Annotated in this window: 18 protein-coding genes and 1 pseudogene; 8 read left to right on the top strand and 11 right to left on the bottom strand. The window is 71.6% G+C overall.

Translation table 11 applies throughout. The annotated features are described in order from the left end of the window. Nucleotides 1-47: 47 nt before the first annotated feature. Nucleotides 48-449, top strand: a complete 402-nt coding sequence (locus tag O7543_RS19270) for a hypothetical protein (protein WP_281552560.1) — start codon at nucleotides 48-50, stop codon at nucleotides 447-449. A 22-nt stretch (nucleotides 450-471) separates the two neighbouring features. Here O7543_RS19270 and O7543_RS19265 read toward each other — a convergent pair whose 3' ends face one another. The 4 genes from O7543_RS19265 to O7543_RS19250 form a co-directional block, all read right to left on the bottom strand. Further along, nucleotides 472-1,227, bottom strand: coding sequence for a LytTR family DNA-binding domain-containing protein (locus tag O7543_RS19265; protein WP_278172503.1), 756 nt, complete (start codon nucleotides 1,225-1,227; stop codon nucleotides 472-474). Then, the gene (locus O7543_RS19260) at nucleotides 1,224-2,477 is read right to left on the bottom strand and encodes a histidine kinase (RefSeq protein ID WP_281552561.1); all 1,254 of its coding nucleotides are present in this window, start codon (nucleotides 2,475-2,477) and stop codon (nucleotides 1,224-1,226) included. Before O7543_RS19260 ends, O7543_RS19265 begins: the two co-directional genes overlap by 4 nt. A 117-nt stretch (nucleotides 2,478-2,594) precedes the next feature. Beyond that, nucleotides 2,595-4,106, bottom strand: a complete 1,512-nt coding sequence (locus tag O7543_RS19255; protein WP_281552562.1) for a sugar transferase — start codon at nucleotides 4,104-4,106, stop codon at nucleotides 2,595-2,597. A gap of 322 nt (nucleotides 4,107-4,428) precedes the next feature. Continuing rightward, nucleotides 4,429-5,304, bottom strand: coding sequence for a DNA-formamidopyrimidine glycosylase family protein (locus O7543_RS19250; protein ID WP_281552563.1), 876 nt, complete (start codon nucleotides 5,302-5,304; stop codon nucleotides 4,429-4,431). A 46-nt stretch (nucleotides 5,305-5,350) separates the two neighbouring features. On the opposite strand from O7543_RS19250, the gene O7543_RS19245 reads away from it, so the two are divergent. Then, nucleotides 5,351-6,568: a glycosyltransferase family 4 protein gene (locus tag O7543_RS19245; RefSeq protein ID WP_281552564.1), complete on the top strand. Its 1,218-nt coding sequence runs from the start codon at nucleotides 5,351-5,353 to the stop codon at nucleotides 6,566-6,568. Between the two features lie 39 nt (nucleotides 6,569-6,607). Here O7543_RS19245 and O7543_RS19240 read toward each other — a convergent pair whose 3' ends face one another. The 5 genes from O7543_RS19240 to O7543_RS19220 are packed head-to-tail and all read right to left on the bottom strand — an operon-like array spanning nucleotide 6,608 to nucleotide 10,415. Continuing rightward, complete coding sequence (locus O7543_RS19240) at nucleotides 6,608-7,306, bottom strand: CDP-alcohol phosphatidyltransferase family protein (protein WP_281552565.1); 699 nt, start codon at nucleotides 7,304-7,306, stop codon at nucleotides 6,608-6,610. A gap of 7 nt (nucleotides 7,307-7,313) precedes the next feature. Beyond that, complete coding sequence (locus tag O7543_RS19235; protein WP_281552566.1) at nucleotides 7,314-8,381, bottom strand: iron-containing alcohol dehydrogenase family protein; 1,068 nt, start codon at nucleotides 8,379-8,381, stop codon at nucleotides 7,314-7,316. Next, nucleotides 8,369-9,100, bottom strand: coding sequence for a phosphocholine cytidylyltransferase family protein (locus O7543_RS19230; RefSeq protein ID WP_281552567.1), 732 nt, complete (start codon nucleotides 9,098-9,100; stop codon nucleotides 8,369-8,371). The genes O7543_RS19235 and O7543_RS19230 overlap by 13 nt, the downstream gene beginning before the upstream one ends. A 53-nt stretch (nucleotides 9,101-9,153) precedes the next feature. Continuing rightward, a complete protein-coding gene (locus O7543_RS19225; protein ID WP_281552568.1) occupies nucleotides 9,154-9,942 on the bottom strand; it encodes a hypothetical protein in 789 nt (262 codons plus the stop codon). Continuing rightward, on the bottom strand, nucleotides 9,939-10,415 hold the full coding sequence (locus tag O7543_RS19220; RefSeq protein WP_281552569.1) for an NUDIX domain-containing protein: 477 nt from the start codon (nucleotides 10,413-10,415) through the stop codon (nucleotides 9,939-9,941). Before O7543_RS19220 ends, O7543_RS19225 begins: the two co-directional genes overlap by 4 nt. Nucleotides 10,416-10,518: 103 nt before the next feature. Between O7543_RS19220 and O7543_RS19215 the strand changes: the two genes are divergently transcribed. Continuing rightward, nucleotides 10,519-11,616: a PLP-dependent aminotransferase family protein gene (locus tag O7543_RS19215; protein ID WP_281552570.1), complete on the top strand. Its 1,098-nt coding sequence runs from the start codon at nucleotides 10,519-10,521 to the stop codon at nucleotides 11,614-11,616. A gap of 163 nt (nucleotides 11,617-11,779) precedes the next feature. After that, nucleotides 11,780-12,832, top strand: a complete 1,053-nt coding sequence (gene corA / locus O7543_RS19210) for a magnesium/cobalt transporter CorA (protein WP_281555783.1) — start codon at nucleotides 11,780-11,782, stop codon at nucleotides 12,830-12,832. Between the two features lie 79 nt (nucleotides 12,833-12,911). On the opposite strand, the gene O7543_RS19205 is transcribed toward corA, so the two are convergent. Further along, nucleotides 12,912-13,436, bottom strand: a complete 525-nt coding sequence (locus O7543_RS19205) for a hypothetical protein (protein WP_281552571.1) — start codon at nucleotides 13,434-13,436, stop codon at nucleotides 12,912-12,914. 237 nt (nucleotides 13,437-13,673) lie between these two features. Between O7543_RS19205 and O7543_RS19200 the strand changes: the two genes are divergently transcribed. Both O7543_RS19200 and O7543_RS19195 read left to right on the top strand, forming a co-directional pair. Continuing rightward, nucleotides 13,674-14,201 carry a peptidylprolyl isomerase gene (locus O7543_RS19200; RefSeq protein WP_281552572.1) on the top strand — a complete coding sequence of 176 codons (528 nt, stop codon included), beginning with the start codon at nucleotides 13,674-13,676 and terminating at the stop codon, nucleotides 14,199-14,201. Between the two features lie 155 nt (nucleotides 14,202-14,356). Continuing rightward, nucleotides 14,357-15,295, top strand: coding sequence for a rhomboid family intramembrane serine protease (locus O7543_RS19195; protein WP_281552573.1), 939 nt, complete (start codon nucleotides 14,357-14,359; stop codon nucleotides 15,293-15,295). A 48-nt stretch (nucleotides 15,296-15,343) separates the two neighbouring features. On the opposite strand, the pseudogene O7543_RS19190 reads toward O7543_RS19195, so the two are convergent. Further along, nucleotides 15,344-15,748: pseudogene (locus tag O7543_RS19190) on the bottom strand (PH domain-containing protein); the annotation flags it as partial. Nucleotides 15,749-15,907: 159 nt separating this feature from the next. On the opposite strand from O7543_RS19190, the gene O7543_RS19185 reads away from it, so the two are divergent. Both O7543_RS19185 and O7543_RS19180 read left to right on the top strand, forming a co-directional pair. Further along, a complete protein-coding gene (locus tag O7543_RS19185; protein ID WP_281552574.1) occupies nucleotides 15,908-17,080 on the top strand; it encodes a thiolase family protein in 1,173 nt (390 codons plus the stop codon). Nucleotides 17,081-17,135: 55 nt separating this feature from the next. Next, nucleotides 17,136-17,588: a hypothetical protein gene (locus O7543_RS19180; protein WP_278172483.1), complete on the top strand. Its 453-nt coding sequence runs from the start codon at nucleotides 17,136-17,138 to the stop codon at nucleotides 17,586-17,588. The last annotated feature ends 161 nt before the right edge of the window (nucleotides 17,589-17,749 follow it).

The following is a 17,749-nucleotide window of genomic DNA, read 5'->3' as shown; positions in this document are numbered from 1 at the left end:
ACGGCGACCCGGCCGGCGCCTTGACCTCGCCGCCTACCCTTCGGCTCATGACCGACCGACGCGATGGGGCCGACGAGGCGTTCACCGACGCTGCTGAGATCCTGCGCTCCGCCCTGGCCGGTGACAGCGACGGCGTAGCGGATGTCTTCGACGCGGTGGTGGACCGCAGCGGGGTCACCGGGGCGTACGACGTCGCGTGGTGCCTGGCCGCGACGATGGTCGGCGACGACGTACCGGCCGGCGGCTGGGCCCTCGACTTTCCCGGCATCGACGAGGCGGGCTATGACGCGCGGTGGGTGGCCAGGTTCATCAGCGCGTACGCCAACTCGGACGACTCGACCGGGGAGGCGCTGTTCGGTGCCGCGCTGGCCGACGGGCAGCTGCCTGAGTGCCTGCTCACACTGGCCGGGTCGGCGGTCGCCACACTGCGCCGCCGCCGGGCCGCCTAACGGGAGCCCGGTTGGCCGTCGGTCACCTGCTCCAGTCGTGTTTGGCCGCCCGGACCAGCTTGTCCTTCAGTTCCCGGGTGTGTCGTCGGGAGACCGGCAGCTCGGTGCCGTCGATCACCACCACGTACCCGGAGTTGGCCAGCCGCAGCTCGGTGATCAGCCGGAGCTGGACCAGGAACGACCGGTGGATGCGGACGAAGCCGGCGTCGGCCCAGCGTTCGCCGAGGGTGGCCAGCGGCACCCGGACCAGGTGCGAGCCGTCGGCCGTGTGCAGCCGGGCGTAGTCGCCCTGCGCCTCCACCCAGCGCACCGCCGACCGGGGCAGCATCCGGGTGGTCCCGGCCAGCTCCACCGGGATCGCCGGGTCCTCCTCGTTGCGGGCGATTGCCGCCGGATGGGTCGGCACCACCCGGGCGGTCAGCACCCGGCGGACCGACTCGGCCAGCCGCTCCGCGCGTACCGGCTTGCGGACGTAGTCGGTGACACCGAGGTCGAAGGCGTCGACCGCGGCGTCGTCGTACGCGGTGACGAAGACGATCGCCGGTGGCCGGGCGAACCGGCGCAGCACCCGGGCCAGCTCCATACCGTCCAGCCCGGGCATCCGGATGTCGAGGAAGACGGCGTCGACGTCGGTGTCGCGCAGCACCCGCAGCGCCTCGGTGGCGTCGGCGGCGGTGTGCAGCCGGGCCACCCGGGGGTCGGCCCGCAGCAGGTACGCCAGTTCGTCGAGGGCGGGGGGTTCGTCGTCCACCGCGAGCACCCGGAGGAACGGGGTCACGACAGCACCTCCCACCGGCCGGTCGCGCCCGCCCCAGGTCGTACGTCGGGGTGGAACTTCGGCACCCGCATGCTCACCTTCGTACCCGCTCCCACCGCCGTCTCCACCACCAGCCCGAACTCGTCGCCGAAGACCGAGCGCAGCCGTTCGTCGACGTTCGACAGGCCGACGTGCTGGCCGGCGTCGTCGGCCGGGTCGGCGCCGCGACGTACCGGGTCGGCGCCGGCGGTCAGCACCGCCGGGTCCATCCCCACCCCGTCGTCCTCGACGGTGATGTGGCACTCGGTCCCGGCGTCGCGCGCCTCGATGCTGACCGTGCCGAGCCCAGGTTTGCGGGACAGCCCGTGCCGTACCGCATTCTCCACCAGTGGCTGCAGGCAGAGGAAGGGCAGATGGACCGGCAGCACCTCCGGGGCGATCTGCAGCCGGACCTGGAGCCGTTCGCCGAACCGGGCCCGTTCGATGGTCAGATAGCGGTCGATCGACCGCAGCTCCTCGGCCAGCGTGGTGAACTCGCCGTGCGCCCGGAACGAGTAGCGGGTGAACTCGGCGAACTCCAGGATCAGATCCCGGGCCCGTTCCGGGTCGGTGCGGACGAACGACGCGATCGCGGTCAGCGCGTTGTAGATGAAGTGCGGGCTGATCTGCGCCCGCAGTGCCCGCACCTCGGCCCTGGCCAGCCGTTCCCGCGACGAGTCCAGCTCGGCCAGCGCCAGTTGGCTGCCGGCCCACCGGGCGGTCTCCAGGGTCGCCTGCACCAGCCCTGGTGCCGGATCGTCGTCGACCACCGCGACCAGCGCGACGGTGGCGCCGTCGTCCGGCCCGGTGAGCGGGGCGACGACGGCCCCACGCACCAGACAGTCGGGCCGGTCACAGGGCAGGTCCCGGGCGGTCAGCACGAGGGATCGGCCGGCGTCGAACGCCCGCTGGGCGGCGGCGGTGAACTGGTCGGCGTGGTGCTGGCCGCGGCCGTCGAACGCGAGCACCGCCTCGCTGCCGGTCAGCGCCGCGCCCGGGGCGCCGACCAGTGCCCGCAGGTGCCGGACCGCCTTGGCCGCGTCGGCTGCGCCCAGTCCGTTGCGCAGCGGTTCGGCGGCCAGGCCGGCGGTGTGCAGGACCTGGTACGTCGCCCGCTGCGTCGCGGTGGCGATCCCGCGCCGGGCGCGCAGCCGGACGACCGCGTACACCGCGGCGGCCAGCGCGGTCACCAGAGCCAGGACCGCCAGTGGTGCGGATAGGTTTGCCGCCACGGACAGATCTTGTCCGCTACCGGCGGTGCTGCCAAGCGGAAGGCGACGATCGGTCGGTCAGCGGTCGGCTGCCCGCTTTCGACGGACTTTCTGTCATCCGTCGGCATCCGGGATCGGTCAGTAGGCACCCTTGCGGGCCAGCACGACGCCGATGGTGCGCCACAGGATGCTCAGGTCGTAGGTCAGCGACCAGTTGTCGACGTAGTAGAGGTCCAGCCGGACCGCTTCGTCCCAGGACAGGTCGGACCGGCCGGAGACCTGCCACAGCCCGGTCATCCCGGGCCGGACCAGCAGCCGCCGCCGGACGTCGCCGAGGAAGTCACCGTCGTCGGCGGGCAGCGGCCGCGGCCCGACCAGCGACATCTCGCCCTTGAGCACGTTGATCAGCTGGGGCAGCTCGTCGATCGAGCTGGCCCGCAGGAAGCGGCCGATCGGGAAGACCCGCGGATCGTTGCGAATCTTGAACAGCATGCCGTCGGTCTCGTTCTGGTCGACCAGCGAGGCGAGCCGCTCCTCGGCGTCGACGTACATGGTCCGGAACTTCCAGACGCGGAACACCCGGCCCTCGTGGCCGACCCGGGGCTGCCGGAAGAAGACCGGGCCCCGGTCGGAGAACCGGATCGCGATCGCCACGGCCAGGAACAGTGGCGCCAGCATGATCAGACCCAGCCCGGCGGCCACCCGGTCCAGCAGGTTCTTGGCCAGCCAGCCCAGCCCGGACAGGGTGGGCTCCTCGACGTGCAGCAGCGGCAGACCTTCGATCGGCCGGATGTGCACCCGTGGACCGGCGATGTCGGTCAGCTGCGGTGCGACCACCAGGTCGATCCCGCTGCCCTCCAGCTGCCAGGCGAGCCGGCGCAGCTCGCCCGGCTCGGAGCTGGCCGAGCCGCAGACCGCGATGGTGTCCGCGCCGACCTCCCGGACCAGCGCGAGGACGTTGCGGCCGGCGTACACCGGCACCGGGGTCTCGAGACCCCGGGCCGCCGCGTAGCCGTCGGTGAGGTGGATCGCGACCGGCATCAGCCCGGCGGCGGGACTACGGGTCACCGCCGTGAAGACCTCCAGGGTCTCCGGCAGGGTGCCGACCAGCACCATCCGGTGCGTGGCCTGCCCGATCCGCCGACGCAGTACGTGCAGGGCGTACCGGGCGAGGAAGCGGACCATCAGGATGAACGCCAGCGCGCCGAGCAGCGCGGTGGCCACCGAGAGCCGGGACAGGTCGGTCTTGGTGGCGAAGGCGAGGAACGAGACGCTGGCGGCGACCGTCACCCCACCGCGCAGCACCCGCTTGAACTCGTCGGTGCCGAGCCCGAGGTAGCGCCGGTCGTAGGAGCCGGTGCCCCAGAGCACCACCACCCAGCCGAGCGGCAGCAGCAGGTAGGTGACCGTGTGGAACCAGGTGGCGTCCACGTCGGCGTCGGAGAACCCGGAGGTGGCCTTCTCGAACAGCGAGATCGACAGGTAGCTGGCCAGCACCGCCGCCGCGAAGTCCAGCGCGAGCAGGGCCGCGGTGTACGGACGGTGCCAGCGCGACGCGCGACGCCGTGCCCGGGCCCAGGCGGACCGGGGTACGCCGTTGGTCGGTGTCGGCGTCGGCGGTTGGATCTCGAAGCTGTCGACGTGGCGCACCCTGTTGCTCCGGCTGGTGTTGGTTACCGGGCGCTGGAGGCTTGTTGTCACCTCACCCACGTCCTCCCGCGTGACACGTGCCGCCTACTCTCCGTGAAGGCTTGGCTCGCCCACCAGCTCAGTCTCTCACGGTGCCCGTACACGGACGGTAACCCGAGTGACTTTACGCCCCCCGGGCCGAACGGTGGGGACCGGCGGTTCCGGTGGTGTTGAGCATTGGGACCGGGCCACTATACCGATGGATCGTCCCCGAGGAAGTCTCCTTTGTGGTGCAGATCGCCGTGGCGCGGGGCGTACAGACTTCTGCGCCCCATTTCGTCACCTAACGCACAAGACGGGACAACCGTCGGTCAGCGAGTGGGCGGCCGCCGGTCTGGCAGGTGGGGCAGTACTGCAGGCTCGAATCTGCAAAAGAGACATCTCTCACCTGGTCGCCGCAAACAGGGCAGGGAAGGCCGGTTCGACCGTGCACCCGCATCCCCGAGCGCTTCTCGCCCTTCAGCTCGGCCGCCCGCTGACCCACCGACCGGTCCACCGCGTCGGTCAGCACCCGCCGCGCCGCCTCGTACAACCCCGCCAGCTGATCGTCGGTGAGCCGGTTGGTCAACGCGAACGGCGACAACCGCGCGGTGTGCAGGATCTCGTCCGAGTACGCGTTGCCGATGCCGGCCAGCACCTCCTGCTCGGTCAGCACCCCCTTGACCTGACCCCGCCGACTGCGTAGCCGCTGCGCGAAGGTGCCCGGGTCCACCGCGAGCGCGTCCGGACCCAGCCGGGCCACCCCGGGCACCTGCGCCGGATCGGTCACCAGGTACGCGGCCAGCTTCTTCTGCGTACCGGCCTCGGTCAGGTCGAAGCCCGAGCCGTCGTCGAGGCGGACCCGTACGGCGATCGGCCCCTTGCCCGGCTTCAACGGCGCGGCCGAGGGAAACGACTCCCGGTAGTGCAGCCAGCCGGCCCGCGCCAGATGTACCAGCAGGTGCAGCTCCGCCCCGCCGGCCGTCGCGCCGAACGTGACGTTGAGGAACTTGCCGTGCCGGCCGGCGTCGGTCACCGCCGCGCCGGCGACCGCCGACGGCGGCGGATCGTACGTCTTGAGCGCGTTGATCGCCGACACCTCGACACGCTCGACCCGACGGCCGACCGCGCGCTGGCGCAGGTAGGCCGCGAGCGCCTGTACCTCCGGCAACTCGGGCACGTCCTAGACGGTAGCGTCTGACGACGTCGAGCAGGAGGGTTGACCGGTGAGAGTCGTCGTGGCGCACAACCGATACCGGCAGGCCCAGCCGTCCGGCGAGAACGTCATCGTCGACAGCGAGATCGACCAGCTCACCGCCGCCGGCGTCGAGGTGATCCCGTTCCTGCGCAGCTCCGACGACATTCCGGCGCTGCCGGCCACCGGAAAGGCGCTGCTGCCGATCTCGCCCAGCTACGCCCCGGCCGCCCAACGCGACCTGGACCGGCTGCTCGCCGAGCACCGGCCGGACGTGCTGCACCTGCACAACCCGTACCCGCTGATCTCGCCCTGGGCGATCCGCACCGCGCACCGGCATCGGGTGCCGGTGGTGCACACCGTGCACAACTACCGGCAGGTCTGCTCGGCCGGGCTGTACTTCCGCGACGGCCGGATCTGCACCGAGTGCCGGGGCCGGGCGATCGGCCTGCCCGGGGTGGTGCACCGCTGCTACCGGGGTTCCCGGGCGCAGAGCGCGGTGATGGCGGCGACCCTGGCGCTGCACCGGCCCACCTGGCGGTCGGTCGACCGGTTCATCGCGCTCACCTCGGCGGTCGCCGGGCACCTGCGCGACTACGGCGTCCCCGACGAGCGGGTCGTGGTCAAGCCGAACGCGATCGCCGATCCCGGGCCGCCCGCCCCGCTCGGCGACGGCTTCCTCTTTCTCGGTCGGCTCACCCCGGAGAAGGGCATCGGCCTGCTGCTCGACGCCTGGCAGCGGCACCCGGACGGGTCGCTCGGCACACTGCGCATCGGCGGCGACGGCGAGCTGCGGCCGCTCGTCACCTCGGCCGCCGCCGGCCGCGCCGACATAGACTTCCTCGGCCCGCTGGACAGATCAGCGGTACGCGACGCGCTGCGCGCCAGCGCCGTGGTGCTGGCCGTCTCCACCTGGCACGACGTCCTGCCGACCGTGGTGATCGAGGCGTTGGCCAGCGGCCGGCCGGTGCTCGGCACCGCCCTCGGCGGCATCCCCTACCTGATCGGCGCCGACGCGGCTGGCCATGCTGGCACCGGCACGGCTGGCCATGCTGGCACCGGCGCCGCTGCCGGCTGGGTGGTGCCGCCGGAGACTGCCGCACTTGCCGCCGCCCTGCCGGTCGCCCGCGCCAGCGCCGCCGCGCTGGCCGGCGTCGCCCGCACCCGCTACGAGACGACCTTCCACCCCGACGTGGTGATGAAGCGGCACCTCGCGATCTACGAGGCGGTCACCACCAGGATCACTTGACCCGCCACCAAGATCGATCTTCCGGCCCGTGAGGGTCGGTCAGCGTAGGGCGGCGCGGGCCGAGAAGGTGATGCTGGCCAGCAGGAAACCGCCGTTGACCAGAGTGAACGCGGCGATCAGCCAGACCGTCAGCACCGGAGCGACGGTCAGCACCAACCCGGCGACGAAGATCACCGCGCCGTAGTCGCGGATCAGCTTCACCAGCCGTACGGGCAGCGAGGTCGAGGTGACCATGCTGGCCGCGTTCGGGCCGGCCTGCATCACCGAGGTCACCAGGTTCACCATCCAGGTGCCGGCGAACGCCGCGAGCAGCCACACCGGGGTCTCCGGCAGTTGCGCCACCGCCACCGCGGACAGCGCCGTGACCAGCGCGATCTGCGCGGCCACGTCGCAGAGCACGTCGACCCGGGCCCCGGCCGCGCTGGTCTGCCCGGTCACCCGGGCCAACTGCCCGTCGGCGCAGTCCAGCGCGTACGCGATCTGCCAGCCGACCAGCGCGACCAGCCCGATCAGCCAGGCCGGGACGGAGCCGTCGGCCACCGCGTCGGCGGTCGCGATCACCGTTACCGACGCGGCCAGCCCGAGCAGCAGGTTCGCCACCGTCAGCACGGTCGGTGCCAACCGCAGCCGGGCGGCGGCGTACGCGAACACCGCCCCCAGCCGCTGGCTGACCGCCTCGCTGAACAGCCCACCCCCTCTGTTTGCCTGAAAGAAGGCTTTCAGGAACGGGGTAGACACTGTTTGTTCACCTTGAAGGCATGCTGAGGGCATCGAGGTATTCTGCCAGCCGCCCCCGGACGGCATCCGCACCGAGGTGCAGGTGTTCCAGGATGGTGTACCGGTCCGGCCGGGTGTGCGGGGCGTGCAGCACGGCGGCGACGAAGTCGTCGTCGGTCAGCCCCAGGTCAGCGGGGCGCACCGGCAGCCCGTGCCGGCGCAGCGCCGCCGCCAACTGCCCGAACCGCAGCCGGTCCCCGCGCAGGAAGGTACAGAACAGCGCACCCAGCCCGACCTGCTCGCCGTGCGAACCGGCCCCGGGATGCAGCAGGTCGAGGGCGTGCGAGATCTCGTGACAGCCGCCGCTGGCCGGCCGGCTCGACCCGCACACCGCCATCGCGATCCCGCCCAGGATCAACGCCTCGGCGAGGGTGGTCAGAAACGCGTCGTCGCCGAGCCCGCCCGGATGGCTGATCAGCGCCTCCGCCCCGGTGCGGGCCAGCGTCACGGCGAGACCGTCGATCGGCTCGTCGCGGACCGCGTGCGCCAACTCCCAGTCGGCGACCGCGCTGAGGTTGCTCAGCGCGTCCCCGACGCCGGCCCGGGTCTGCCGGTCCGGGCCGTCGGAGACGAAGTCCAGATCGACCACGATCGCCAGCGGGATGTGCACGCCGTACGACCCACGTCCGCCGTCGTGGTCCAGCGACGCCACCGGGGAGGCGATCCCGTCGTTGGCCAGGCTGGTCGCCACGCTCACCATCGGTACGGCGTACCGGGAGGCGGCGTACTTGGCGGTGTCGATGGTCTTGCCGCCGCCAATGCCGACGACCGCGTCGTAGGAGCGTTGCCGCAGCTTCTCGCCCAGCTCGTGGGCGGCCTCCAGGGTGCCACCGGCGACGGTGAAGACGTCGGCCCGGCCGAGCCCGGGAGCGATCAGCTCGGCGATCCGCTCGCCCTGGCCGGGGCCGACCACCACGGCGACCTCGCCGCCGGCGGAGATCCGGCGGTCGGCGAGCAGCGCGCCCAGGCCGGCGACGGCACCCCGGCGCACGTCGATGGCGAGCGGGGTGTGCACGGTACGGGCTAGTAGCGGCATGCGATGTCCCGCGCCTTGATCAGGTCGTCGTGGTTGTCCACCTCGACCCAGTCGACGTTGCCGATCGGCGCTGCCCGCACCTCACCGCCACGGTCGGCGTACTCCTGGTAGCCGTCCTCGTAGTAGAGGTTGGGGTCGCGCCGCCAGGTCGCCTCCAGCGCCTCGGCGAGCCCGGCGGCGGCCGACGCCTCGATCAGCGTCGCGCCGATGTACTCGCCGTGCGCCTGCGCCGGATCCATCAGCTTGGTGATCCGGGTCAGCTGCCCGGCGTCGTCGAAGACGACCTTCATCTCCTCGTCGGCGAGCTTCTTGACCGTGTCGACGGCGAGCAGGATGCCCGGCCCGCGCCCGGCCAGCAGCGTCTGCTCGACGCTGGCCGGGTGCACGGTGTCGCCGTTGACCAGCAGGGCACCGGCGGCGAAGTGCTCCCGCGCCAGCCACAGCGAGTACGCGTTGTTCCATTCCTCGGCGCGGTCGTTGTCGACCAGGGTCAGTTTCACTCCGTGGCGGTCCTGCAGGTCGGCCTGCCGGGTCCGGACCGCGTCCGCGGCGTAGCCGACGACGACGACCACGTCGGTGAGCCCGGCGGCGGCGAGGTTGCGCAGCCCGATGTCCAGGATCGTGGTCTCCCCGTCGACCGGTACCAGCGCTTTCGGCAGAGTGTCGGTGTACGGCCGCAGCCGCCGTCCCGCTCCGGCAGCGAGCACGAGACCGATCATCAGACGGTCCTCCTGGTGAGGGGTGGGTGGGGTACCGGTGGAGGATAGCGGCATCAGCCGGGAAGCGCGGCGAGGTCGGCGAGCAGCATCAACCGCTGCTCTGGCTCCAGCGACTGGTACGGGCCGGCGGCCCGGCGGTCGGTCTCCTGCTCGATGGCCAGCCGGGCCGGGCCGGGCGGCAGGTCGACGATGCTGCGGGCGGTGTGCCCGGCGGCGGTCCAGGCGGCGGCGTGCGCGTCGGCCCGGTGGTAGCGCAGCACGGTGAGCCGGTTGAGTAGCAGCACCCCGGCCGGGGTGCCCTCCGGCTCGTACGGCGGGGCGACCGCGCGGAACGCGTCCTGCCCGCCGGTGTCGGTGTCCGGGCCGGCGTCGCCGGTGCCGGCCAGCGCGGCGGCCAGCAGTCGGCCGGTCAGTTCGACCAGCCGGGCCAGCCGGGCCGCGTGCTCGGCACCCCAGATCTGTCCGGTGACCGTGGCGTGCAGCCCGTACAGGTCGGTTAGGAAGGCGCCGCCACGTTCGGTGGCCCGCAACGCCCCGTCCGGATGGCGCACCAGCATCCCGTACGCGACCTGCTTGTCCAGCACCCGCTGACAGCTCGCCGCGTCCTGGTAGCGGGTGACGGCGGCGAACCCGGCGGCGTCGACCAGGCCGGCCGGCGCGGCCAGCCGGGTCCGCAGGTCGACCAGGTAGCCGACGGCGGCCGGACCGCCGTACCGCTGACGCAGCTCGGCCCCGGCGGTGTCGGCGGCGGCCATCGCGGCCCGGTGCACCCGGTCGACGACGGGGGCGGTGAGCGCCGCGCACTGGTGACCGGGCAGCCACAGCTGGTCGCCGGCGCTCACAGGCTCAGGGAGCGCAGTACGGCGAAGCCGTTCTCGGCGATCCGCCGGATCAGCCCGTCGTTGACGTGAGCCGATTCGTCGAGCACGTCGAGCGCGTCGGCGGCGAGCCAGCGGAACTCGGTGTGCTTGCCGGCTTCGAGCTGCGGATTGGCCAGGTCACCGTCGACCCGTACCAGATAGTCGAGCTCGACCCGGGCGATGCCGTCGTTGCCGACGTAGGCGTACTCACCGACCTCGGCGAGGATGTGGGAGACGGTCCACCCGGTCTCCTCGCGTACCTCCCGGTGCAGGGCTTCGATCGGCGTCTCGCCGGCTTCGAGGTGGCCGCCGGCGATGTCCCAGGTGTCGGGGAACAGTCGACGCTGCGGCGAGCGGCGCTGGAAGAAGATCCGGCCGTCGTCGTCGACGATCAACGCCGCGACGCAGCGCAGCGGTTCGCTGGCTGCCGCACGGTCGGGGGGTGGGGCGGACACGCCTGTGACCCTAGCGAGCACCCCGGGGGAAGAACCAGGACCAGCATGTGTGCTGCCGCACCAGCCGACGGTGATCGGCCGGGCAGGTCGTACGCTGGCACCCATGAGCGCCGAGCAGCTGATCTCGTTCGCCCGTGGGGCGCCCTCGCTGGACATCGTCGACGTCGACGGGCTGAAGGCCGCCGCCGGCCGGGCCTTCGACGCCGACCCGGCCGGGGTGACCGCCTACGGCACTTCCGTCGGCTACGTTCCGTTGCGCCGCTGGATCGCCGACAAGCACCGGGTCGCGCCGGAGCAGGTGCTGGTGACCAACGGGTCGCTGCAGGCCGACGCGTTTCTCTTCGACCACCTGGTGAAGCCGGGCGACGCGGTGGTGGTGGAGCGGCCGACGTACGACCGGACGCTGCTCAACCTGCGTCAGCTCGGTGCCGAGGTGCACCCGGTGACGCTGCAGCCGGACGGGCTGGACACCGACGAGCTGCGCAAGCTCCTGGAGTCCGGGGTGCGGCCGCGGCTGGCGCACGTCATCCCGAACTACCAGAACCCGGCCGGGGTGACGCTGTCGCTGCCGAAGCGGCGGGCGTTGCTGGAGCTTGCGGTCGAGTTCGGGTTCACCATCTTCGAGGACGACCCGTACGCCGACATCCGGTTCCGCGGCGAGGCGCTGCCGTCGATGCTGTCGCTGGACACCGCCGGCGTGGTGGTGCACGCCTCCAGCTTCACCAAGACGGTCTGCCCGGGTGTGCGGGTCGGTTACCTGGTCGGCGCCGCCGGGCTGATCAAGGAGATCGCGGCGCGCGCCACCAACCTGTACATCTCACCGGGCATGGTGGCCCAGGCGATCGTGCACCAGTTCTGCGTCTCCGGCGACCTGGACCGGTCGATCACCACGGTGCGTACCGCGCTGGCCGAGCGCGCCCGGGTGCTGGCCGAGTCGTTGCGCAAGCACATCCCGGGGGTACGGTTCACCGAGCCGGACGGCGGGTACTTCCTCTGGGTCGACCTGCCTGACGACGTGGCGGTGGACGCGCTGGTGCCGGCGGCCGCGCAGCGCGGTGTCGCGGTGGTCAAGGGCAGTGACTTCCTGCTCGACGGCGGCGAACACGCGCTGCGGCTGGCCTACTCGGCGGTCACCGTCGACCAGATCGACGAAGGCGTACGCCGGTTGGCGGCCGCGATCGACGAGGTACGCGCGGGGTAGCCGGCCGGCGTCTCTGCCGGCTTCGGCCGGGCGGGTGCCGGGGTGCCGGGAAGGAGACGGGCGGATGGCGGACCAGGACCGTGGGCAGCAGCGGTGGCCGGACGGCGGGAGCAGCCGCGCGTTGTCGCGGGCCTGGACGGCCCCGGTCCGGGCGGTCAGCCGGATGCTCACCTCGACCGAGACCCCGCTCGCGCCGGACCCGTCGTCGGTTGAGGAACGCAGTGGGGTGGTCGACTGCGCGCTCTACATCGACGGCATCCGCCAGCCGGGCTCGTGGCAGCATCCCGAGGCGCTGGCGACCGCCCGCCGGGAGCGCAACGCGTTCGTCTGGCTGGGGCTGCACGAGCCGAGCCTGGCCGAGATGGCCGGCATCGCCGACACCTACGGGCTGCACGAGCTGGCCGTGGAGGACGCGGTCAAGGCCGAGCAGCGGCCCAAGCTGGAGCAGTTCGGCGAGGTCAACTTCCTGGTGCTGCGAACCGCCCGGTACGTCGACCACGAGAAGCTGACCGGCGACTCGGAGGTGGTGGAGACCGGCCAGGTGATGCTGTTCATCGGGCAGGGTTTCGTGATCAGCGTGCGGCACGGCGACGCCTGCCGGCTGGCGCCGGTGCGGGCCGACCTGGAACGCAACCGGGACCTGATGGTGCAGGGGCCGTGGGCGGTGGCGTACGCGATCACCGACCGGGTGGTGGACCTCTACCTGGAGGTGGTGGACCGGATCGAGACCGACCTGGACACCGTCGAGGCGGACGTCTTCTCGCCCGAGGCCAGTGACAAGGTGCACGAGATCTACCAGCTGAAGCGGGAGCTGGTGGAGTTCAAGCGCACCGTCGCCCCGCTGCAGCGGCCGATGATGACCCTGACCGCCGAGATCAACGATGACGTGCCGGCCGAAATCCGCCGTTACTTCCGGGACGTGCAGGACCACCTCAGCCGGGTGGTGGAGCAGGTCAACGCGTACGACGACCTGCTGAACTCGATCCTGCAGGCCCGGCTGGCGCAGGTGACCGTGGCGCAGAACAACGACATGCGCAAGATCGCCGCCTGGGCCGGTATCGCCGCGGTGTGGACCGCGTTGGCCGGCATCTACGGGATGAACTTCGAGTTCATGCCGGAGACCGGTTGGGAGTTCGGCTACCCGGTCGTGCTCGCCCTGATGCTGGGCATCTCACTGGTGCTGTACCGGTCGTTCCGGCGCAACGGCTGGCTCTGAACGCCGTCGTGCCGCTGCGGTGTCGTGCCGCTGCGGGCGTCCGCCGACGCCCGCAGCGGCACGGTCCGACCGCCGGTACTCAGGCGCGCCCGTTACGGGCGGTCGTCGTCGGGTCGCTGTCCATCGCGGAGATTGGGTCGCCGTGCGGCTTGCCGCCGTCGGCCGGCATCGGCGTGACCGACTCGTGGGTGGCACCGCCGGCCGCCCGCATCGTGTCCAGCGCCTGACCCGGGTCGTACTCCTCCCACTGCGTGGCCTGGCGACGCCGTACCGCGATGGTGCCGATCGCGGCTCCCGCCGCGAGTACGCCGACGATCATCGGCCAGCGGCGGCGGCTGTGCCTGGCACGCTTCGACGGGGTGAGCTTCGCCTTCATCGCCGGCATCGCGGTCCGTTTCGCTGCCTTCATGTTCTTCATGTTCTTCATGTTCTTCATGTTCTTCGTCTTCGCCTTCCTGGTTGCCCTGCGGGCCCCGTCGGCGGCGGCCACCGCCAGCGGAGCCAGCGTGGCCATGGTCGCGGTCATGCCCTGGGACGCGGAGCCGCGTACCCGGTCAGCGGTGGGTGCCACCGCGTCCCGGGCGGCGTGGATCCGGGGTCCCACGGTGGCCCCCACGCCCCCGGCCGCGTGCGTCGCCGCCTGCATGAAATGATCAAGGCTCTCGCCGAGCTCTGCTCGGACGAGATCCCGCCGCCTGGCGCGCCTGGAGATCCTCAACACCGCTGCCTACCTCCTGTGCCGTCGTTACGCCGTCATCCTCCACCTTCGGGTGCCTCCGTGTGACCGGATCGGGCACATGGGAGGATCCGCATGGAACTGACCAACAACTGAGGAGTACCCGTGGCTGAGGCTGTCTACGCCACCTTGCACACCAACCATGGACCGATCCGGTTGGAGCTGTTCGCCAACCACGCACCGAAGACGGTCCGCAACTTCGTCGAGCTCGCCGAGGGCACCCGTGAGTACACCGACCCGCGTACCGGTCAGCCGGGCAGCGGTCCGTACTTCGACGGCACCATCTCGCACCGCGTGATCAGCGGGTTCATGGTCCAGATGGGCGACCCGACCGGCACCGGTCGGGGCGGTCCGGGCTACACGTTCGCCGACGAGTTCCACCCGGAGCTGCGCTTCGACCGGCCGTACCTGCTGGCGATGGCGAACGCCGGACCGGGCACCAACGGTTCGCAGTTCTTCATCACGGTCAGCGCGACCACCCACCTGAACAACCGGCACACGATCTTCGGTCAGGTGGCGGACCAGGACTCGGCGAAGGTCGTCGACTCGATCGCGAACACGCCGACCAACCCGGCGGACCGTCCGCTCAGCGACGTGGTGATCAACCGCGTGGAGATCGAGCGGGTCGGCTGAAGCCGACCGGTCACGAGGCGGCCGCCGCGAAACTCGCCGGGTAACCTTGGCGCTCATGAACGAGCACCGGGTTGCCGGCTCTCGGCACGGGCCGCCGGCTCCGGCGCGGGTCGTCGTCCCCGGCGCGGTGAGGTGGCGTGCAGTGAGGTGGCGTGATGAGTGATCCGGCCCCGACGGTGCCGGTCTGCTACCGGCACACGTCCCGGGAGACCTGGGTCAGGTGCGCCCGGTGTGAGCGGCCGATCTGCCCCGACTGCATGCGGGACGCCGCGGTCGGGCACCAGTGCCCGGAGTGCGTCGCCGAAGGGCGACGGACCCAACGGTCGGCGCGCACTGCCTTCGGTGGCAGTGCCGCCGGCCAGCAGGGCACCGTCACCAAGGTCCTGATCGGCATCAACGCGGTCGTCGCCCTGATCGGGGTGGCGATCTCCGGCGGCGGCTCGCTGCTCGGTGCCGGGCTCTTCTCGGCCGCCGGGCGGCTGCACGCGTTCGGCGGGGTCATCGGCCCGGACGTCACCGTCCGGGCCAACGGCGCCGTCCTCGCCGGCGCGCTGCCCGGGTACGGCGACGTCTTCGTCGGCATCGACGGCGGCGGCGTCTACCGGCTGATCACCGCGATGTTCATCCACTACGGGCTGTTGCACCTGCTGTTCAACATGTGGGCGCTGTGGGTGCTCGGCCGCAACCTGGAGGCGGTGCTCGGACCGGCCCGGTTCCTGGCGCTGTATCTGATCGCCGGGCTCGGCGGCAACGTCGCGGCCTACCTGGTCGACCCGGGTGCGCTGTCCGCCGGTGCGTCCACTGCGGTCTTCGGCCTGTTCGCCGCGTTCTTCATCGTGCTGCGCCGGCTGAAGCGGGACACCTCAGCGGTGGTCGGCATCCTGGTGATCAACTTGATCCTGACCTTCACCGTGTCCAGCCTGTCGATCGCCGGTCACCTCGGCGGTCTGATCACCGGCGGGTTGATCGGGGTGATCCTGGCCTACGCTCCGCGTACCAACCGTACCGTCGTGCAGGCGGTCGGTGCCGGTGCCGTTCTGCTGTTCCTGATCCTGGTCACGGTGGCCCGGATAGCCCTGGTGCACGCCGGTTGACGGTCCGGGCGCGGCCGGGCACACGCTCTGCAGCGCAGCCCGCTGCAGTGCCGCCGCGACCTCGTCCGGCGAGGTACCGCCCAGTTCGTTGCCGCTGATCAGGTGGAGCGAGTCGCCCGCGTCGATCTCCAACAACTCGCTGCGGATGCCCCGGTGGCCGCGACGGTCCACGCTGATCGACTCGATCCGGTCCCAGGCGATGGTGTGCCGGCGGGAAAAACCGGTGATGACGCTGACCCCGTCCGGCCCGGCGGCCAGCCGTACCGGCACCACCAGGTCGCGGACCGCCCAGCCGACCAGGCCGGTGGCGGCAAGCAGCGCGAGGACCAGCCGGACCGGATCGCCGTCGCCGAGGAGCAGGCCGGCGGCACCGATCAGTACGGCGACCGCGATCTTGCCAGCCGGGACCTTGCCGGCGACCCGCCAGGTCAGCTCCGTGGGTTCGCTGTGCATCGGTCAAGGATGGCTGTGCACCGGCGGAGCATGCCAGTCGCGCGGGGCGAGGATGCCGGTCGCGCGGGGCGAGGATGCCGGTCGCGCGGGGCGAGGATGCCGGTCGCGCTGGTCGCGGCGTACGATTCGGAAAACGAGGTTACCCGGGAGTAGGTAGGCATGAGGGACGCGGTCATCATCGGAGCGGTCCGGACCCCGATCGGGCGACGCAAGGGTGCCCTGGCGTCGGTGCATCCGGTCGAACTGTCCAGCCACGTGCTGCGGGCGCTCGCCGAGCGGACCGGTCTGGAACCGGCCGACGTCGACGACGTCGTCTGGGGCTGCGTGTTCCAGGCGGGCGACCAGAGCTGGAACATCGGGCGCAACGCCGTACTCGCGGCGGGCTGGCCGGAATCGGTGCCCGGCACCACCGTCGACCGGCAGTGCGGGTCCAGCCAGCAGGCGCTGCACTTCGCGGCCGCCACGGTGATCTCCGGGCAGGCCGACCTGGTGGTGGCCGGCGGCGTCGAGTCGATGACCCGGGTACCGATGGGGGCCAGCACCGGTGCCGGGCGGCCGTTCGGCGACCAGGTGCGGGACCGGTACCGAGGGGTCGACGGCGTCGTCGCGGATGATCCCGTCCCGTTCAACCAGGGGGTCGGCGCCGAGCTGATCGCGCGGCGCTGGGGGTTGTCGCGTACCGCGTTGGACGAGTTCGCGCTGACCAGCCACCAGCGGGCGGCGGCCGCCCAGGACGCCGGCGAGTTCGACGCTGAGATCGCGCCGGTGCCGGTCACCGGCGCCGACAAGTTCGGTGCCGACGAGGGCATCCGTCGGGACACCTCGCTGGCGAAGCTCGGTGAGCTGGCCACGCCGTTCCGGGCCGACGGGGTGGTGACCGCAGGCTCCGCGTCACAGATCTCCGACGGCGCGGCGGCGCTCGCGGTGACCACGTCGGAGTGGGCCCGGGCGCACGGCGTACGGCCGTTGGCGCGGGTGCACACCGCGGTGGTGGCCGGTGACGACCCGGTGATGATGCTGACCGCCCCGATTCCGGCGACGGCGAAGGCGTTGCGCCGGTCCGGGCTCGACCTGACCGACATCGGGGTGTACGAGGTCAACGAGGCGTTCGCTCCGGTTCCGCTCGCCTGGCTGGCCGAGACCGGTGCGGACCCGGCCCGGCTGAATCCGCACGGCGGTGCGATCGCGCTGGGCCATCCGCTCGGGGCCAGCGGTGCCCGGATCATGACCACGATGCTGCACCACATGCGCTCCAACGGCATCCGGTACGGACTGCAGACGATGTGCGAGGGCGGCGGGATGGCCAACGCGACCATCGTGGAAATTCTGTAGCTGAAATTTCACCGTTACCCCGAGTCATTGCACATTGACGTGTCGTTAACACGACATGGACGTCTTCTCCCGCACGTTCCTGCCGGCGGCGGCTGAGACCGCCGTCCCGATCTCGACCACCAGTCGGCACATGCCGGTGTTCCGCCGCTGTGTCTCGCCCAACGAACGCACCGTGCTCGTCACCCGGTGCCAACGCCCCGACCAGCCGATGCAGGGTGACTACCTGCTCCTGTTGACCCGGCGGCGGCTGGTGGTGACCCAGGAGACGCTGCTGTGGCGCCGGCTACGGCTGCACCTCAACAGCGAACTGCGTCACCTCGACCACGTCACCTGGACCACCGATCCGCGGGCCGGCATCGTTGAACTGGCGGTCACTGCCGTCGACGGCATCCGGGAACGGTTCCTCATCAAGGCCGGCGACCCGGCGCGAGCCAGCCACATCGAAGCCCTGTTCGGCTACGCGTTCCTGGCCCGCCCGTTGGACGCCCGCAGTGGTGCCGCCGCCTGACTGGCAGGAACCGGCCGGCTGAAAGCGGCGTAGTCGTAGCGGCTGGTGGCCAGTCGGTCACGGACCGGCGATCGGTGACTGGATCGACCCGGAACAAGCCGAGCACTTCAACCACACCTCGCGGGTGCGGCCACTGATCAGGGCGAAGGTGAAGGCCTTGC

Origin of the sequence: Solwaraspora sp. WMMA2080, assembly GCF_027497395.1 — a bacterium.
Classification (GTDB): domain Bacteria; phylum Actinomycetota; class Actinomycetes; order Mycobacteriales; family Micromonosporaceae; genus Micromonospora_E.
Note: the sequence above shows the minus strand (reverse complement) of the source record. Positions and strands in the feature narration are given on the sequence as shown.